This is a genomic window from Acrocarpospora corrugata (assembly GCF_009687845.1).
Taxonomy (GTDB): Bacteria; Actinomycetota; Actinomycetes; order Streptosporangiales; family Streptosporangiaceae; genus Acrocarpospora; species Acrocarpospora corrugata.
Map to the genome: position 1 here is coordinate 148,708 of NZ_BLAD01000035.1, position 17,781 is coordinate 166,488.

Below are 17,781 nucleotides of genomic sequence, written 5' to 3' on the forward strand. Positions count from 1 at the left end.
GGGCCCCCCCCCCCTCCCCACCCCCCCGCCCCGCCCGCCGACGCCGCCCCCCTCAAGCCCGACCAGGTCGTGCACGCCGCGGGCTGGGACGGCTTCCACGGCAGCGACCTGGACTCCGTGCTCCGCGCCGCCGGCCGCGACCTGCTGCTGCTGGCGGGCTGCTGCCTGGAACTCGGCGTGCACTCGACCATGCGCGCCGCCAACGACCGCGGCTACGAGTGCCTGCTGGTCGAGGACGCGTGCGCCGCCGCCGCCCCGGACCTGCGCCACGCCGCCCTGTCGACGATCGAGATGTCCGGCGGCATCTTCGGCGCCGTCGGCTCCACCACGGCCGTCGCCACCCTCATGGAGCGATCATGAAATTTCCGGCTATGAACGCCGAACCCTACGACTGGCCCTACAACGGGCAACTCGACCCCGCCACCACGGCCCTGATCAACATCGACTGGCAGGTCGACTTCTGCGGGCCGGGCGGCTACGTGGACATGATGGGCTACGACCTGTCCCTCACCAGGGCCGGCCTGGAGCCCACGGCGGTGGTGCTGGCCGCCGCCAGGGAACACGGCCTGCTGGTGATCCACACCCGGGAGGGCCACCGCCCCGACCTGTCCGACCTCCCGCCCAACAAGCTGTGGCGGTCCCGCCGGATCGGCGCCGGCATCGGCGACGCGGGACCGTGCGGACGGATCCTGGTCCGGGGCCAGCCCGGCTGGGAGATCGTCCCGGAGGTGGCGCCCATCGACGGCGAGCCGATCATCGACAAACCCGGCAAGGGCGCGTTCTACGCCACCGACCTCGACCTGCTGCTGCGCACCCGCGGGATCACCCACATCATCCTGACCGGGATCACCACCGACGTCTGCGTGCACACCACCATGCGGGAGGCCAACGACCGGGGCTATGAGTGCCTGCTGCTGACCGACTGCACCGGCGCCACCGACAAGGGCAACTACGAGGCGGCCCTGAAGATGGTCACCATGCAGGGCGGCGTGTTCGGGGCGATCGCGCCGTCCGCCGCGCTCCTTCGCTCGCTCGGCGCGTCGTGACGGTCGGCAGCCTGCAGCTCGCGGCGCTCAGCCGAGGCTACGCGGCGGGGGAGTTCACCCCCGCCGACGTGGTCGCGGAGGTGTACCGCCGGATCCGCGCGCGCGGCGACGACGGCGTGTGGATCACGCTCCGCCCGATCGAGGAGGTCCTCGCCGCCGAGATCCCCCGGGGACCGTTGTACGGCGTGCCGTTCGCGGTCAAGGACAACATCGACGTGGCGGGCCTGCCCACGACCGCCGCGTGTCCCGGCTTCGCCTACGTTCCCGACGCCACGGCTCCGCTGGTCGAGCGGCTGCTCGCGGCGGGGGCGCTGCTGATCGGCAAGACCAATCTCGACCAGTTCGCGACCGGGCTCTCCGGCACGCGCAGCCCGTACGGCGCGTGCGAGTCCCCGCTCGTGCCGGGGCTCATCTCCGGCGGTTCCAGTTCGGGTTCGGCGGTGGCGGTCAGCGCGGGGCTGGTCAGTTTCGCGATCGGCACGGACACGGCGGGCTCCGGCCGGGTGCCCGCCGCCATGACGGGCGTCGTCGGCCTGAAACCGTCGCGCGGCCTGGTCTCCACGACCGGTGTGGTGCCCGCCTGCGCGTCTCTCGACTGCGCCAGCGTGTTCGCCCTTTCCGTCCCCGACGCCGCGGCGGTGACCGGTGTCATGGCCGGTTCCGGGTTGCCCGCCGAGGGTCCGGGCGTGCGACTGCGGGTGGGGGTGCCCGACTTCTTCGGCGACGAAGGGGCGCGCGCGGGGTTCGCGGACGCGGTCGCCGGGCTGGCCGCACTGGGGCACGAGATCGTCGCCGTCGGCCTGGCTCCGTTCCTCGCGGCGGGACGGCTGCTCTATGAAGGCCCCTGGCTGGCGGAACGGCTCGCCGGGATCGGTGACTTCGTCGCCAAGCACCCCGCCGAGATCCATCCGGTCACCCGGGACGTGCTGGCGGGCGGGTGGGACGTCACCGGGGTCGAGGTGTTCCGCGGCCTGCGCCGGCTGGCCGAGCTGACCGAGGAGACGGCCGCCACCTGGGCGGAGATCGATGTGCTCGCGGTTCCGTCGGTGCCGACCACGTTCACGCTCGCCGAGATGGCCGCCGATCCGATCCGGCACAACTCCACGCTCGGGTACTACACCACGTTCGCGAATCTGCTCGATCTGGCGGCGGTGGCCGTACCGGCCGGAATGACCGCGACAGGACGGCCGCACGGGATCACCCTGCTCGGCCCGTCCGGCTCGGACGCACTGCTCGCCGGTCTGGCCCGCGCCTTCCACCAGGCCGCCGGCGGAATGACCGGCGCCACCCGGCAGCCACTGGAAGGAACCGCCCCGGAGGTTCTGCTGGCCGTCGTGGGAGCGCATCGGACCGGGCAGCCGCTGCATCCGCAGCTGGCCGCGCTGGGCGCGCGCTGCCACGAGGTGACCGCGACGGCGCGCGCCTACCGGCTCTACGACCTCGGGGACCGGCCCGGCATGATGCGCGTCCCCGACGGCGAATCCATCGAGGTGGAACTCCACCACCTCGCCCCCGAGGCGCTCGGCCGCCTCCTCGTCCAGATCCCGGCGCCGCTCGGCCTCGGCACCGTCGAACTCCTCGACGGCCGCCTCGTGCACGGCTTCCTCTGCGAGTCGTACGCCGCCGCCGACGCCAAGGACATCACCGAGTTCGGCAGCTGGCCCGACTACCTGCTCCGGATCAGACCCGCACCGTGACGGCCGCGGTCAGCAGGGCGGTCACGGCGAGACCGCACGAGGTGACCGTGATCGCGTGCGCGGACGGGGTCAGGCTCAGGAACAGCGTGCCGAACGCGGCCACGCCGACGACCTGACCCAGCTGCAGCATCATGGCGAGCAGCCCGCTGGCGTCGGGCGCGTCGGCGGGCGCCACCTTGGCCAGCGCCCGCGTCATCAGCGGGCTGAACGACCCGCCCATGCCCACGCTGATGACGAAAAGCACGATCGGAAAGTAGGGATCGCCGTGCTCGCCCCCGCTGAGCACGGCCGCCAGGGCCAGGAATCCGGCACCCACCACGAGCGAACTCGCGACGATCATCGTCCGGTGCAGCCGGGCCGGAACGCGCTTCCAGTTCAGGCTGGCCAGCGCGAACCCGATCCCGGCCGGCAGGAAGTAGAGCCCCGCCCGCAGCGGGCTGTCGCCCAGCCCGCCCTGAAGGTGGAGCGCCGTCGAGAACAGGAAGCCGCCGTAGCCGACCATCACCAGGAAGATCGACGCCGCGCCCGCCGCGAGGCCGGGGGAGCGGAGCAGGTGGCCGGGCACCAGCGGATGGGCGGCCCGGCGCTCGACCAGGAGGAAAGCCGCGAACATCGCGATCGAGGCGGCCATCGACAGCCAGACCCAGGACGGCCAGCCCTGCTCGTGGCCGAGCACCAGCGGCACCACCAGCAGGGACACCGCGCCCGACAGGGTCACCAGGCCGGGGACGTCCACCCTCTGCTCGCGGCGGGTGTGCTCCGCGGGGAGGAGTCGTGCCGCGGCCACCAGCAGGAGCAGCCCGATCGGGACGTTGACCAGGAAGATCGGACGCCAGGCCGTGCCAAACAGATCGGCCGAGACCAGCAGGCCGCCCAGGATCTGGCCGGCCACGGCGGCCAGCGAGATGACGGCGGCGTAGAGGCTCAGCGCCCGCATCCGGGCCACGCCGTCGAACGTGAGCTGGATCAGGCTCAGCACCTGGGGGACCATCAGGGCGGCCCCCGCGCCCTGCAGCAGCCGGAACACGATCAGCGGACCCGCCGACCAGGCCAGGCCGCACAGCAGCGAGGCCACGGTGAACAGAGCGAGGCCGGACAGGAAAACCGGCCGGTATCCGGCCAAGCCGCCCGCGCGAGCGCCGGTGACCAGGAGCATGGCATAGGCGATCGTGTAGCCCGACACGATGAGCTGCAGGCCGGAACCGGTGGTATTGAGATCGGAGCGGATGGTGGCGGCGGCGACGTTGACGATGGAAACGTCCAGGATCGCCATGAACTGGCCGGACAGGATGACGGCCAGCAGCCATCCTGTCCCCCGCCGGGAGACGACAGTGGTCATGTCATTGACGATCCGGCAAGTCCGGTACCAGTAACGAGAGCCTGCTCATCCTGGTATCGGCAGCACCTGGACCCTGGTGGGTGAGAATGGATCCGTGACGGTTCTGGAGGCGCCGCTGCGGCGGAGCATGCTCGCGTCGTTCCTCCGCAGCAGGCGCGAGAAGATCACCCCGCAGGACGTCGGCCTGCCGCCCGGGACCAGGCGGCGCACCCCCGGCCTGCGCCGCGAGGAGGTCGCCCTGCTCGCCGGCGTCGGCGTGACCTGGTACACCTGGCTGGAGCAGGGCCGCCCGATCAACGCGTCTGTCCAGGTCCTGGACGCGATCGCGCGCACACTCCGGCTGGACCCGGCCGAACGGGCACACCTCTACCGCCTCGCCGACGTCCCCGGAATGCCGGAACCCGACGGCGTGGACGTGCTGGCACCGGAGGTCCGCACCATCCTGGACAGCCTCGACCCGCTCCCGGCCGCCGTCTACAACGCCCGCTACGACCTGCTCGCCTGGAACGAGACCTACGCCGCCCTCTTCTCCGCGCTGGTACGGCAGCCGCCCGCGTCACGCAACGCCCTCTACCAGCTGTTCACCGCGCCCGACTGCTGCACGGCCGTGTACAACATGGACGAGGAGCTCCCGCACATGGTGGCCGGGCTGCGCGCCTCCTCCGCCGGGCATCTGAACGAGCCCGCGTGGACGGACTTCATCGGCCGGCTGTCCCGGGAGAGCGCGGAGTTCGCCCGGATGTGGGCCACCCATGACGTGGCCGGGCCCGGCGTCCGGGTGAAGCTGTTCAAGCACTCCGCGGCCGGTCTGATCCGGGCGACCTCCACCAGCCTGGCCCTGCCGTCGCCGCCGGAGACGCGGCTGGTCGTCTACACGCCCGGCGACGACGAGAGCCGGGACAGGATCGCCTGGCTCCGCGCCCACCCGTACGAAGGGCATGTGCACTGAGCCGTATCGTATAGATCGCCGAAATGGTCCGAGGAAGGAGCGGGATGCCGGATGTCCGCCCGCTCCGGCTGGGCGATCCCGAACGGATCGGCGCCTACCGGCTCGTCGGCGTGCTCGGCTCCGGCGGCCAAGGTGTGGTCTACCAGGGGCTCGACGACGCGGGGCGCGAGGTCGCCGTCAAACTGCTGCACAGCCACCTGAGCCGCGACTCCGACGCCACCAGGGGCTTCTTACGCGAAGTCGAGGCGGCGCGCCGGGTGGCCGCGTTCTGCACGGCCGCCGTGCTGGACGTCGGGATGCTGGACGAGCAGCCGTACATCGTGAGCGAGTACGTTCCCGGCGACACCCTGCAAGCGCTGGTCCGCTCCACCGGCCCCCGGTCGGGCGGGGCGCTGGACCGGCTCGCGATCACCACCCTGACGGCGCTGGCCGCCATCCACGAGGCCGGGATCGTGCACCGCGACTTCAAACCGGCCAACGTCCTGATCGGCCCGGAAGGCCCGATCGTGATCGACTTCGGCATCGCGAAGGCGTTCGACTCGACGACGCTGGCTTCGGGGCCGATCGGGACACCTACCTACATGTCGCCAGAGCAGTTCAAGGGCGAGCGGATCGGGCCCGCGTCCGACATCTTCAGCTGGGCGGGCACGATGGTGTTCGCCGCCACCGGCCGCCAGCCTTTCGCGGGGGACACGGTGCCGGCCATCGTGCACGGCGTCATGAGCGGGACGCCCGATCTCTCCGGCGTGCCGTCCCATCTGGCGGACTCGATCCGGGCGTGCCTGGCCAAGGACCCGGAAGCCCGCCCGGCCGCGACCGACCTGATGCGCCGGCTGATCAGGCAGACGGGCCCGAGCGCCAGGCCGTCCCCATGGCCGGAGGCCGCGCCGGATCCGGCCGAGTTCAATGCGGGGACGCTGCCGTCCTCGGGCGGGACTGCGCCAAGCTCAGGTGGGCCTCATCGGGAGGCCCTGCCGCGCCCGGCGAGGCGGATCAGCCGCCGGGTCCTGATCGGCAGTGCCGCCGCCGCGGGCGCTGCGGCGATCTCCGCCTTCGTGATCTTTCGGCCGGGAGGCACGTCGGGTGGCGAGCAAGGATCCCAGCCCGCAGGCGGCAAGCGGGACAGTGGCGCCTCCCGCACTCCTTCGCCCACCGTTTCACCGACCCCAACCGCGCCGGCAGAGCCCTTCGGCGCGCTGGCCAAAGGGCCTGTCGCCCTGACCGCGGGGACCGGCGACCCGACGGCCATCGCCGCCGCCGGGGCCGTCGTCGTCTCCGGCACGTCCCAGGGGACCGTATTCGGATGGGACATGGACACGGCCACGACGGTCACCCGGCTCGGAGACGGTGGCGGGGCGGTCACCTCGGTGGCGGTCGGCGACAGTGGCGGGACGCCCGTCGCGGCCACCGGCCACGCCGACGGCCGGATGCGGCTGTGGAGCTTAACGGGCGAAGGGCTCGCTTCACGCCGGGCCGGCGACCCCATCGTCGCCGTCTCGGTCGGCGACAGGACGGTCGGCGTCTCCGAGAAGTACGACAGCCTGCGCGACCTCCACAGCGTCGTACGCCTCTGGGACATCGCCACCGGCAAGCAGATCGGCGCCACGATCACCGACCACTTCCAGGGCATCAACGGCCTGGCGTTCGGCCGGCTCGGCCAGGACGACGTCCTCGTCACCGGAGACGGCGACCAGCGAATCCGCGTCTGGAGGCTTTCGACGGGAAAGTTGACGCACTCGTTCCGTACCGGCGATATCGGAGGGATCGAACGGCTCGCCTGCGGGCAGCTGGGCGGCAAGACGGTCCTCGTGTCCACCCATTTCGACGCCACTCTCCGCGTCTACGACCTCGCCACCGGCAAACGCCGGAAGAAGTGGCCGTTCAGCGCCCAGAGCCCCGACGACCGGGGCACCGCAGCCCTGACCGTAGGCCGGCACGCCGGCACGCCCATCGCGGTCGTCGCCCACAACCCGGCGGGCGCGCAGCCCACCGCCCGCATCTGGAACCTCGACAACGGCGAGACCATCGGCGTCCTGGGCTCCGGCCCCGACGGCGCGACCAGCACCCTGACGCTGGCCGGGCTCGCTGACCGATCCGTGGTCGCGGGGGCCGGCCAGGACCGGATGCTGCGCGCCTGGAGCCTCGGCCGCTAGACCTTGTCGAACTGGGGGATCAGCTCGGTCAGCACCCACAGCGCCAGCCCGAGCCCGATCAGGTTGACGCGCGCGCCTCCGATATTGAACGCGGCCAGCAGGAAACAGGCGAGCGCGAAGATCAGCAAAACGAGAGTGAGCATGGGGATTCCTTCCGATTCCGGTGGGGCGGACGTGGACTACCCGTGATCAACACCGTCATGCGCGAATCCGGAGCCGGTACGCCCATGAGTTCGGGCGGCCGCAGTCACGCCTGCGGGCGCTCAGGCCTCAAGGAAGCGCAGGATCCGGGCGTTGACCTCCGTCGCGCACTGGCCGGCGATCGAGTGAGTGGCGTGCGGCCACAGTTCGGCCTGGACATTCGGGATGAGCGCGCGGGCGCGGTCGAAGGCCCTGCGCGGGTTGTGGATGACACTGCGCCCGCCGACCAGGACCAGGGCGGGGACGGTGATGGAACGCAACTGGTCGTCGGAGAAGTACGCCGGAGGCGGCAGCGCGACCCGGTAGTGCTGCAAGTTCGCGCTGATGACGCGAGCCACCGGGTCATCCTCGGGAACCGGGTCGCCACCGTTGACCCACTGCAGGAAACGCGGCATCGCCCAGGAGGAGGTGACGGGCAGCAGAGCCGGGATGGTGCGCAGGAACAGCCCGGCGGGAACCCGGCCCAAGGTGTTGGCCGGGTCCAGCAGGCTGATGGAGGCGACCCGCTGCGGAGCCCGTACCGCCTGGTTGCAGGCGAGCCAGCCGCCGATCGACACGCCCACCAGATGCGCGGCCGGGAGGTCGAGGTGTTCCAGCACGGTGGAGAGCCAGGTGGCCTGGTCGGCGGCGCCGGTGATGGGCGCGGTCTGCACGCTGAGCCCGCCCTCGCCGAGCAGGTCGAGCGCGTAGACGCGGTGGCGTTCGGCCAGAGTGGCCAGGTTGGGCAGCCACATGACGCTGGTCGCGGCCCGGCCGTGCAGCAGGACGATCGGCGGTCCGGAGCCGTCGCCGAAGCGGTAGGTGCGCACTCGACCGAAGTCGGTGGGAACGTCCCGTATTTCGGCCGGTGTGGGCAGCTCGGTCAGTCCCTGCTGGTAGACCTTCTCGAACTCCGCCTCGGCGGCGGGCGTCACGAATCGGCCGACTCGCTTACTGGGCATCGCAGCCTCCTTTTTGCAATATGATTGTATGGTAACCGAGTGAGGAAGACATCCGATGCCCAAACAGGTCGACCACGAGCAGCGGCGCAGGCAGATCTCCTCGGCGCTGTGGCGCATCGCCGCTCGTCGCGGGCTGGAGTCGGTGAGTATGCGCGAGGTCGCCGCCGAGGCGGGGATGTCCGTCGGGCTGGTTCAGCACTACTTCGCCAGCAAGGAGGAGATGCTGGCGTACACGAGCACGCATCTGCGCGAGCGGCTCGAACAGCGCGTCCGGGAGAGCATCGCCGCGCTCGGCTCGCCCGCCACCCCGGGGCAGCGGCTGCGGGCCATGCTGGTGGCGTTACTGCCGACCGATCCTGACAGCAGGGACGAGACCCTGGTCGGCATGGCGCTGTTCATCCGGGCACTCAACGACCCGGCCCTGGCCACTCGCTACCGCCACGGCCGTACCCAACTCACCACCGCGGTCGCCGCCCAGTTGGCGGAGTGCGGCGTCCACGGCGACGGCGAGGTAGCGGCCGACACACTGCTGGCCTTGATCGACGGCCTGGCCTCGGACCTGCTGCTCGGCCACCACACCCCTGCCCAGGCACTACGCGTCCTCGACGACCACCTCGCCAAAACGACCCGGCCCGCCATCGGCTGATCGGCGTGACGCGCGCCGCCCGATACTCGGACCATGCCGAGCAGCGCGATGACTGCATACGCGCAATGGCCCCCTTGATGCCTTGGCCTGATCTTGGGGTGAGTGTGCCGACATCGCGGGAACAACGACGTGAGCAGCGGTGCGCTGCCGCGCCTTTTCCTGCTGGGGGAGTCATGACATCGCTGCCACCGCTGCCACCCTTCACCCGGGAGAGCGCGATCGAAAAGGTCCGCTTCGCCGAGGACGCCTGGAACACTCGGGACCCCGAGCAGGTGGCGCTCGCTTACTCCCTCGACAGCTGTTGGCGCAATCGGGCCGAGTTCTTCAACGGCCACGCGGAGATCGTCGCCTTCCTGACCCGTAAGTGGCACAGGGAACTGGACTACCGCCTCATCAAGGAGTTGTGGGCGTTCACCGATAACCGCATCGCGGTTCGGTTCGCGTACGAATGCCGTGACGACTCCGGCCAGTGGTACCGCTCCTACGGCAACGAGAACTGGGAGTTCAACGAGGAGGGCCGGATGGTGCGCCGCCACGCCAGCATCAACGACCTGCCGATCATGGAGTCAGAGCGCAAGTATCACTGGCCCATTGGCCGCCGTCCCGATGACCACGTCGGTCTGAGCGCTCTGGGTCTTTGACATCCTGCCCCTCGCGAGAGGATGGTCGGTTAGCTCACTCGCTTAGCTGGAGCAGTGAAGGTGTTGCAGGCCCCCGGGGACCAGGTGTCGTAGCCGCGAGTTGCCCAATAGGTGCGGTTCTTATCGCTTCCCTGTCCTGCGCCGATGGTGGTGTTGACCAGCACGTACAGGACGTATTCGGAGTCGTGATCGGCGGCGGTGTGGCCCAGGGAGTCCCACACGCTGCCGAGGAAAGCGCCGGTGAAGCAACTCGCCTGGAGTTCGAATCTTTTACGCTGGGCGAGCAGGCCACGCTTCGACAACTTCTTCTCGACCTTGCGTTCCTGGTCGACGATGCCGGTCAACTGCTGGACGTGGTAGGCGTACGCACGGGCCAGGCTCAGCAGAATTGTCGGCCGGTTGAGCTCGTTCTTGAGCGCCCGGTCGGGGATGACAGTGTAGATCGTCTTGTTTCTCGGACAGTACATGCTGAACGTCTCGTAAGTCGTGCCGGAAAGCCCGCATGTCTTGACGCGGTCTCCGCCCTTGACGACAAAGCGGGGCCTGGGGAACGAGAGTTTGGCCTTGGCGAACTGCGGACGCCATGCTCGATCCAGGCAGTCGGCGACGTTGTCGACGTACAACTCGACGGAGTCGAATCGCGCGGGATTGAACATCTGCTCCTCGCAGGTGACCTGCGGCAGCTTTCCGGTCGCGTAAATCGGGTTCTTCGTCAGGGCGCCGGGCCCCACCGGTACTGGCACCGCGACCGAGACGGCGACCACGACATTCAGCAATGGATTCACAACTGGCGATGGTAACGGCAAACAGCATCGAAAGGATCTTCGTTCCTAACCGTGGTCAGAATGTGGCGATCGGGTTGACCGGGCTGCCGGACGTACCGGCGAAGCGGACCGGCGCGACTGCGAGGTGGAAGTCCCACTGGCCGAGCTCGGCAGCCGTCCTCGCGCACACCTCCAGGTCGCAGTTGTCGAGCATCCACAGACCCATCGCGACGAGGCTCACGGCGTGAACCGGCATCAACACGTCGTCGTACCCCGACGGCTGAACGTCCTGGGGGGTGTCAGCTCCGATCAGCGCGACCCCCCGTTCATGCAGCCACGGCAGGCAGGACGCGTGCCAGCCGGCCTGCGTGAAGCCGCTGGCCGCACCGGCCTCGTGCCGGACGCGGCCGTAGCCGGTCCGCAGGAGTACCGCATCGCCGGATCGCACCCGCACACCCTGGCGACGCTCGGCCTCCTCGAGATCGTCGGGAAACACACCCTGCCCCGGTTCCAGCCACGGCACATCGCGGACCCTGGCAATGTCCAGCAGGACACCACGCGTGATGATCCCGTTCGCCGCCGCCGTGACGGCCGCCCACGCCGATCCCGTTGCGGCGTCGACCAACGAGTGCGACCGCCCGTTGTACATCGTGCCGTCCCAGAAGATGTGGCACGGCGAGTCGAGGTGGGTGAGGGTGTTGCCGTGGAACGTGATGCCGAGCCGCTCGGACGAGAAGCCCCAGCGCCGGTCGTTGTGGAATCCGGGCACCGGCATGTTCTCGGCACCCGGCATGTCGGCGGCGCACGGGCACGTCGTCGTCGACCGCTCCATGTCCTCCGGTACGGCGACCTCCCATGCGCACGACACGCTCCTGCCGTGGCGCACGGCCCGCGCCGCCGCCAGCCGGACGTCGTCGGTGATGTGGTTCAGCGTGCCGAGCTCGTCGTCGTCGCCCCACCGTCCCCAGTTCGACAGCGTGTCGAAGTACCCGAGCACGTCGTCCTGTGTGGGCATCGGTCGCCCTGCCGTCATCCCAGCATCGACTCCTCCGGTCACGTGGTTGCAGGCACCGCAGGCAGGGTATCCCGCCCTCTCATCGCGCTGGTAACCGATACCCATCAAACCCGAGCAGCCACAAAATAGCTCTCAGGCACACCGCCAAATGCCACGTTGCGGCAATCACTCATTCGGCATATGGACAAGGCGAAAAGATCGGCTATCACCGAACGTGGTGATGGCCACAGCCAAAACCTCCTGTGGCTGGAGAACGACCCGAGCGCCGACGACGTCTCCCAAGGTTCAGGGCGGCGGTGTTTCGGTATTTAAGAAGCACCAGGACCTGTGCATGAATAGCGGCACCAACAGGATCTCGGATGACCACCGCATCGGCAGTCCAATTCTGGAGGTAGGCATGGTCCCAGACCGTGCGGAGATCAAGGTGACCTTCGACGGCTCACAGATCGAACGCGCCCTGACAGCGTTGGCCCCCCTGCCATCGGCCGTAAAACGGGACGTCTACTTCTGCGAGGACGTCACCCAGGGCATGCCGACCGCCACTCCACTCCTGGACATCGGGGTGATCCTTCGCATCCGCCAAACGCCCGGAGGCAAAACCGAGTCGACGGTCAAACTCCGGCCCTGCCGCCGATCCCAGTTCCCTGGCAGCTGGCTCCGCTCGGCCTACGACGACGATCCGACAGTCAAACTGGAGCTGGATTGGGCCGGCGATCGCAGAGTCCTGGCCGCCTCCTGCACAGGAGAGCCATCGGAACAGCTGATCGAGGCGGTGTCCTCAGGGGATGAATCGGTAGGCCGCCTCTTCAACGATGAGCAGGAACAGTTCCTCCAGGAATGCGCCATACAACGAGTCAGCCTGCGCACACTGACCCTGCTCCCTTCCTTTATCGGCACGCGCTGGGGCCCCTGGCAGCCCGACAACCTCCCCTACGACGGCGAGATCGTGCTGGAACGCTGGACATTGAACGCGGCGCTGGACTTCCTCGAAATCTCTGTCCGAGTACGCCTTGACGACGCAACGCAGGAAGACACCGCCTTGCGAACCGCCCTCCACGAACTGGGCCTGGATCCGGAATCCGCCGCCGGGACCAAGACCGCCCGCGTCCTCCACCACCTGATCGAGCAACAGCTGACATCAGGCCCCTCGTGACCTGGTCTCACCACATGAGTTGTGTTCCCTAGCTGCCAGGATTTGGGTGGTGCAGTGGGGTGACGAGGCTGATGGTCTGCGCTCTGCTGGGGGTGTGGGCGATAGCCGCCCGGCTGGGTGTTGCCCCGGGCACTGTTCACCGCATTGATCACCGCGGGAACGCGCTGACCGCGGGTGGGCCGGAACGCTCCCGAACCGATGGCACCTGTCATGTCGTGACGCTGGACTCTGTGGGCTCGGGGTGCTTGTGCGCCGGAAGGAGGAAGGCGAGGAGGAGCGGGATGGCGCTGAGGCCGAAGGTCCACCAGAACGTTTCGGAGAAGGCTGTGATCCCGTCGGCCGGCGTGGTGGCGCCGTTGAGCAGGCTCTGCAGGATGACGGCGATGACCGCGACGCCGAAGGGCGCGCCGACGCGCTGCACGACGCTGAAGGCGGCGCTGCCGCGGGGAGCCTCGTCGTGGCTCAGGCTCGCGAGGGCGAGCGTCATCACCGGGAGGGTGGTGGCGCCGAAGCCGATGCCCTGGACGAACTGCGCGGCCAGCAGCAGGGCGGTGCCGCCGTGCGCATCTGCGAGGGTGAACGGCACGATCCCGATCATGGTCAGCACCACACCGGATGCGACGACGAAGCGGACGTCGAGCTGCGTGACGAAACGGCGCGCGAGTACGAAGAACAGCATCGTGCCGAGCCCCTGCGGGATGAGCAGCAGGCCCGTGTTGAGGACCGTCTCACCGCGGACCTGCTGGTAGAACAGCGGGAGCAGGAACATGAGGGCGTAGATCGAGAACCCGCCCATGAAGGTGATGACGCTGCTCAGGCCGAAGCTGCGCCGTGCGAACACGCGAACCTCGATGAGGGCGGGACGGCGAGCTCGCAGCGAGTGGATCGCGAACGCGGTGAGCAGCGCGGCGCCGACGACGAGCGGAAGCCAGGCGGCGACCGCGGCGAAGCCGTCGGTTCCGGCGGCCTGGCTGATGCCGTAGGCGATGGCGACGACGCCGGGCGTGAGCAGCACGAAGCCGAAGACGTCGAACCGGTGACCACGCTGCCCGGCGGCGGCGGGCAACAGCCTGGGGCCGAGCACGAGCGCGGCCAGACAGATCGGCACGTTCACGAAGAAGAGCCAATGCCAGCTCCAGGATTCCAGCATCGCGCCGCCGAGGACCGACCCGAGGATCGGGGCGAGCGGAATGGGGAGCGCGATCGCGATCATCGCGCGATCGATCCGTTCCGGTCCGGCCGCGCGCGTGAGGATCGAGATCGAGATCGGCATCACCATGCCGCCGCCGATCCCCTGCAGGACCCGGAAGGCGATGAGTTCGGGCAGGGAATCTGCGAGGCCGCACAGGATCGAGCCGATGAGGAAGGCGCCCACGGCGAACATCCACGCGTTGCGCGCGCCGAACCGTTCCGAGACCCATCCGCTCATCGGGATCATCGAAACGAAGGCCAGCAGATAGGCGGTCGCGACCCACTGCGTCTGACCGACCGAGGCGTCGAACACCGTGTGCAGGCGGTCGAGGGCGATGTTCACGATCGTGGTGTCCAGGAGCGTCGTGGACGCCCCGAGGACCAGCACGAAGCTGATCAGGTTCAGCCGGCGCTTCGTCACCGGTACGGCCGTCGCGGCCGCCACACTTGAGGTCATAGAGGCACACTACACCGTGCAGTGTAGTGCTGTACTGATCGGTGTAGGCTAGGTTGGGAGGCGTGAAGAGCGCTGTGAGCACGGAGAAGACGCTGCGCGAGGGGTCCCTGGCGAAGCGGACGGCGATCCTCGCCGCCGCACGCGAACTCTTCGTCCGCCACGGTGTGGACGGCGTCAGCATGGACGCCGTCGCCGCGCGGGCTGCGGTGTCCAAGCGCACCGTCTACGACTACTTCGGCGACAAGCGGCGCCTGTTTCTGGCCATCCTGGCGGACGCGTCCGAGTCCATGATCGCCTCGGTGCGCCGGGCACTCGACGAGCACCTCGCCGATGGCGCGGGGATCACGACGGTGCCACAGCTGGAGAAGGCGCTCACGGCCTTCGCGATCGACCTCGGCACGACGATCGTCGGCTCCGCCGACTACGCCGCCGCGTTCGCCCTCGTCGCCCAACAGCGCATGCAGACACCGGCGACCGAGGACGACGTCGTGACCACGGCAGCGGAGGAGGCGCTCGTGGAACGCGTCGCTCACTTCGCCGACGCAGGACTCCTGGACACCGAAAACCCGCCCCTGGCCGCCGCCCATTTCGGCGCCCTGACGATCCTGCTGGCCTACAACGACCAACCGGACCCCGCCACCGCAGACCCCGACCGCGTCCGCCAGACCATGATCGACGGCGTCCACGCGTTCATCCGCGCGTACGCCACCCGCTAGCCAGGGGCTGGTCGGGCACTCGGAACACCGTCAGCGCAGGAATTCATCTGGGGGTGGCTGAATGCGTTCGCGCCTCTTCCGGGCGGGGCGGCCAGTCCCGGAGCGGCAGGTGAACGACGCGCCAGAAGACGGTAGGCGCGAAGACCAGGGCTCCGTAGATCGGAATCAGATACATCAGGCCGTCCCTGGCCCGGTAGGAAACACGGCGAGCCAGAATGGCCAGGACCGGAACCGGAATGAGTCGCAGACTGATGCTGATGAGGTCCTGCATCCACACCTCGCGCCCGTCGACCGGTTCGAGTGCCGGAATGTCGTAGACCTTGCTCCCGAGGAAGTTCGGGAGTCCGCAACAGAGAATCCACAGGCCGAAGGTGGCGCAAGCGCGGGCCGTCCGGTTGGTCAGACGCATCGAACCTCTCAACTCCCTCGATGCCGAACGCCCAATCGCGTATTGGTGAAGCGTGTCACGGCTAGGGTCAGGTCAACCCTTGCCAGGGCCGGAACTGGACCGGGCCGGGCTTGACCCGGGCGAGCTACCGCGGCGGCAAGCCGTACGGCCATAGGAGCCAGAGGACTCCGGCCAGAGGATCATGGCCCTGTATCTGTCGGAGCATCTGGGAGGAATCCGGCGCGAGGGTCGTAAGATGCCGCTGTGTTGTCAGATTTCATGATCCGTCGCGCTGGTGCGTCCGATGGTGAAGCCGTAGGGGAGATCCACGCGGAGTCCTGGACCGTCGCATACGAGTCCTTCTTCGCGCCGGAGTTCTTCGCCCGAGCGGTCGCGCAGCGGCGGGGGAAGTGGCACGCGGTGCTCGCCGCGGGGGAGGACACGGTGCTGCTCGCCTCGAAGGACGGGCGGCCGCTGGCGTTCGCGTACTTCGGCGGGTCGCCGTCGCGCCCCGGTGCGGCTGAGATCTTCGGCTTCTACAATCACCCGGCAGGCTGGGGCACCGGCGTGGCGGTGGCGCTCATGGCCGCCACCATCCCGGCCCTGCGGGAGGACGGCTTCCGGCACGCGCACCTGTGGACGTTGCGCGACACGCCTCAGGCACGCCGGTTCTACGCCAAAACCGGCTTCACCGAGTCGGGCGAGCACCGGCGGCACGACTTCGGCGATGGTGTCCTGGTCGACCAGGTGGAGTACGAAGCCACGTTCTGATGCCTACGAGGCCGCACCGATAAATGCGTCTCCCGCCGGCGAACTCGCCATTGATCTGCCGCGCGGAATTACGACCGATGACACCGTGACCTGCTCAACCCACGGGTGTTTCATGCGCCAACCTAGGCGATGCCACATGTAGCGCCTATCCATCCGGCTCAGTTCGATGCGGGGCCGAACCAGGTGGCGAGTGCGCCGTCGAGCCCGTCGCGCTCACCCACCCAGGCGACATATCCGTCAGGGCGGATCAGCATGGCTTTCGCATCCCCAGCTGTGACATCTCGGGCCACGTGCACCCGGTCGCGGTAGCCTGCGACATCCTCGGGCCCGCCGCAGAGCTCGGGCCCGCCGCAGAGAAGGAGGCCGCCTCCGTTTCTCAAGAGTCCGGTGATCGTGCTTCCATGCGGCTCCAGGCGTGGGGTGAAGCGGCCGACCAGCGGATCGGCCGAGTCCGGGGCGTAGTCGACGTCCGTGCCGTCGGCCATCGCGACGAAATGGCGCTTGGCGTCCGGGAAGGCCAGTACCTCCGAGATGATCTCCCGCAGTGCGTCCACCTGTGGTCCCGGCCGCATCAGGGCGACCTGGGCGCGGGTGTTGCGCAGCACTCTGGCCGCGACCGGGTGGCGCTCCGCGGTGTAGGTGTCGAGCAGGGTCTCGGGGGCCAGGCCGCGGGCCACGAGGGCGAGCTTCCAGCCGAGGTTGAACGCGTCCTGCAGGCCGAGGTTGAGGCCTTGGCCGCCGATGGGGGAGTGCACGTGGGCCGCGTCTCCCGCGAGCAGGATCCGATCTTTGCGGTACGTATCGACGTGGCGGGTGTTGTCGCTGTAGCGGATGCCGGTGTCCAGGCGGGTGACGACCACGTCGAGCCCGGTCACCCGCCGGAGGCTGGCCTGCAACTCCGTGGCGGTCACCGGCGCTTGACGGTCGCCGGGGGCGGTGTCGAACTCGATGGTGGCGATCTCGCCCGGCACCAGCGACAGGTTCACCAAGCCGCCGGGGTTGCGCAGTGACGAAACGATCGCCTTCGGGTCGGCGAGTTCGGCTACCGCGGTGCGTCCGGTCATGGTCGGGGGCGTACCGGAAAAGGTGAAGCCGGATCGTTTGCGTACCAGGCTTCGGCCGCCGTCGCAGCCGACCAGGTATTTCGCGTGGACGGTCCGCCCGTCGGCCAGTGTGGCGACCACGCCGGACTCGTCCTGGGAGACGTCGGTCACCTCGCAGGACTGGCGGATCGGCACTCCGAGTGTGGCCGCGCGTTCGGCCAGGACGTTCTCCAGCAGGTGCTGCTTGAGGATGAGGCACTCGGCGCGGCCCTCCTCGTCGAACAGGGGCAGACCGCTGAAATGCCCCCTGACCCGCCCTTCCTTGAGCAGGCCCACCATCATGGCGACCACGTCGCCTTCGCCCGGGTCGCGCTGGGCCGCCAGTTCCTCGAACAGTGCCCACTGTGCTTCGGCGAGGGGTTCCACCAGGCCGCGCAGCGCCAGCGACTGCACGCTGCGCGCGTTGATCGAGCGCATCCCAAGGCTGCGCGTCCTGCGTTCCTCGCCGGTCGCCGCCTCCAGGACCAGCGGTTCCGCGCCGGTCAGCTTGAGCTCGCAGGCCAGCAGCAGGCCAACGGGCCCGCCACCGACGATGATCACATCGGTCACTTCGTACTCCCTACTTACGGCGTATGCTTACGCCGTAAGTAGAATACATACAGCGTAAGCT

The 17,781-nt window shown here is 69.1% G+C and carries 18 protein-coding genes; 10 read left to right on the forward strand and 8 right to left on the reverse strand.

Annotation, left to right across the window (positions count from 1 at the left end):
* From Acor_RS00800 to atzF, 3 genes are all read left to right on the forward strand, one after another.
* Positions 1-360: cysteine hydrolase family protein (locus Acor_RS00800; protein ID WP_170316743.1), on the forward strand; the 360-nt coding region annotated here is incomplete at its 5' end.
* On the forward strand, positions 357-1,046 hold the full coding sequence (biuH, locus tag Acor_RS00805) for a biuret amidohydrolase (protein WP_170316744.1): 690 nt from the start codon (positions 357-359) through the stop codon (positions 1,044-1,046). The genes Acor_RS00800 and biuH, both read left to right, overlap by 4 nt.
* Complete coding sequence (gene atzF / locus Acor_RS00810) at positions 1,043-2,743, forward strand: allophanate hydrolase (protein WP_155334528.1); 1,701 nt, start codon at positions 1,043-1,045, stop codon at positions 2,741-2,743. The genes biuH and atzF overlap by 4 nt, the downstream gene beginning before the upstream one ends.
* On the opposite strand, the gene Acor_RS00815 is transcribed toward atzF, so the two are convergent.
* Complete coding sequence (locus Acor_RS00815) at positions 2,727-4,082, reverse strand: MFS transporter (RefSeq protein WP_155334529.1); 1,356 nt, start codon at positions 4,080-4,082, stop codon at positions 2,727-2,729. The two genes, atzF and Acor_RS00815, sit on opposite strands and share 17 nt — an antisense overlap.
* Positions 4,083-4,176: 94 nt before the next feature.
* Between Acor_RS00815 and Acor_RS00820 the strand changes: the two genes are divergently transcribed.
* Both Acor_RS00820 and Acor_RS00825 read left to right on the forward strand, forming a co-directional pair.
* Positions 4,177-5,031, forward strand: coding sequence for a helix-turn-helix transcriptional regulator (locus Acor_RS00820; RefSeq protein WP_246238327.1), 855 nt, complete (start codon positions 4,177-4,179; stop codon positions 5,029-5,031).
* Positions 5,032-5,075: 44 nt separating this feature from the next.
* Positions 5,076-7,184 (forward strand): serine/threonine-protein kinase, encoded by a 2,109-nt coding sequence (locus Acor_RS00825; protein ID WP_170316745.1) that lies wholly within the window; start codon positions 5,076-5,078, stop codon positions 7,182-7,184.
* Here Acor_RS00825 and Acor_RS00830 read toward each other — a convergent pair.
* Positions 7,181-7,327 carry a hypothetical protein gene (locus Acor_RS00830; protein ID WP_155334531.1) on the reverse strand — a complete coding sequence of 49 codons (147 nt, stop codon included), beginning with the start codon at positions 7,325-7,327 and terminating at the stop codon, positions 7,181-7,183. The genes Acor_RS00825 and Acor_RS00830 overlap by 4 nt on opposite strands.
* A gap of 120 nt (positions 7,328-7,447) precedes the next feature.
* Positions 7,448-8,326 (reverse strand): alpha/beta fold hydrolase, encoded by an 879-nt coding sequence (locus Acor_RS00835; protein WP_155334532.1) that lies wholly within the window; start codon positions 8,324-8,326, stop codon positions 7,448-7,450.
* 55 nt (positions 8,327-8,381) lie between these two features.
* Between Acor_RS00835 and Acor_RS00840 the strand changes: the two genes are divergently transcribed.
* Together Acor_RS00840 and Acor_RS00845 are read left to right on the forward strand one after the other, a co-directional pair.
* Positions 8,382-8,972 carry a TetR/AcrR family transcriptional regulator gene (locus Acor_RS00840; protein WP_155334533.1) on the forward strand — a complete coding sequence of 197 codons (591 nt, stop codon included), beginning with the start codon at positions 8,382-8,384 and terminating at the stop codon, positions 8,970-8,972.
* Positions 8,973-9,145: 173 nt separating this feature from the next.
* Entirely contained in the window at positions 9,146-9,613 is a 468-nt protein-coding gene (locus Acor_RS00845; RefSeq protein ID WP_155334534.1) for a nuclear transport factor 2 family protein, read from the forward strand.
* 29 nt (positions 9,614-9,642) lie between these two features.
* On the opposite strand, the gene Acor_RS00850 is transcribed toward Acor_RS00845, so the two are convergent.
* The gene (locus Acor_RS00850) at positions 9,643-10,398 is read right to left on the reverse strand and encodes a neutral zinc metallopeptidase (protein WP_155334535.1); all 756 of its coding nucleotides are present in this window, start codon (positions 10,396-10,398) and stop codon (positions 9,643-9,645) included.
* Positions 10,399-10,453: 55 nt separating this feature from the next.
* Positions 10,454-11,410, reverse strand: coding sequence for a cyclase family protein (locus Acor_RS00855; protein WP_246238328.1), 957 nt, complete (start codon positions 11,408-11,410; stop codon positions 10,454-10,456).
* Positions 11,411-11,723: 313 nt separating this feature from the next.
* On the opposite strand from Acor_RS00855, the gene Acor_RS00860 reads away from it, so the two are divergent.
* Positions 11,724-12,545 (forward strand): hypothetical protein, encoded by an 822-nt coding sequence (locus Acor_RS00860; RefSeq protein WP_155334536.1) that lies wholly within the window; start codon positions 11,724-11,726, stop codon positions 12,543-12,545.
* 208 nt (positions 12,546-12,753) lie between these two features.
* On the opposite strand, the gene Acor_RS00865 is transcribed toward Acor_RS00860, so the two are convergent.
* Entirely contained in the window at positions 12,754-14,193 is a 1,440-nt protein-coding gene (locus tag Acor_RS00865) for a DHA2 family efflux MFS transporter permease subunit (RefSeq protein ID WP_155334537.1), read from the reverse strand.
* A 62-nt stretch (positions 14,194-14,255) separates the two neighbouring features.
* On the opposite strand from Acor_RS00865, the gene Acor_RS00870 reads away from it, so the two are divergent.
* Entirely contained in the window at positions 14,256-14,909 is a 654-nt protein-coding gene (locus tag Acor_RS00870) for a TetR/AcrR family transcriptional regulator (protein WP_155334538.1), read from the forward strand.
* 43 nt (positions 14,910-14,952) lie between these two features.
* Here Acor_RS00870 and Acor_RS00875 read toward each other — a convergent pair whose 3' ends face one another.
* Positions 14,953-15,318, reverse strand: coding sequence for a hypothetical protein (locus Acor_RS00875; RefSeq protein ID WP_155334539.1), 366 nt, complete (start codon positions 15,316-15,318; stop codon positions 14,953-14,955).
* 243 nt (positions 15,319-15,561) lie between these two features.
* Here Acor_RS00875 and Acor_RS00880 point away from each other — a divergent pair, with 243 nt between their 5' ends.
* Positions 15,562-16,068, forward strand: coding sequence for a GNAT family N-acetyltransferase (locus tag Acor_RS00880; RefSeq protein ID WP_246238329.1), 507 nt, complete (start codon positions 15,562-15,564; stop codon positions 16,066-16,068).
* A 158-nt stretch (positions 16,069-16,226) separates the two neighbouring features.
* Here the strand turns inward: Acor_RS00880 and Acor_RS00885 are convergent, their stop codons facing one another.
* Positions 16,227-17,720: an FAD-dependent monooxygenase gene (locus tag Acor_RS00885; RefSeq protein WP_155334540.1), complete on the reverse strand. Its 1,494-nt coding sequence runs from the start codon at positions 17,718-17,720 to the stop codon at positions 16,227-16,229.
* Between the last annotated feature and the right edge of the window lie 61 nt (positions 17,721-17,781).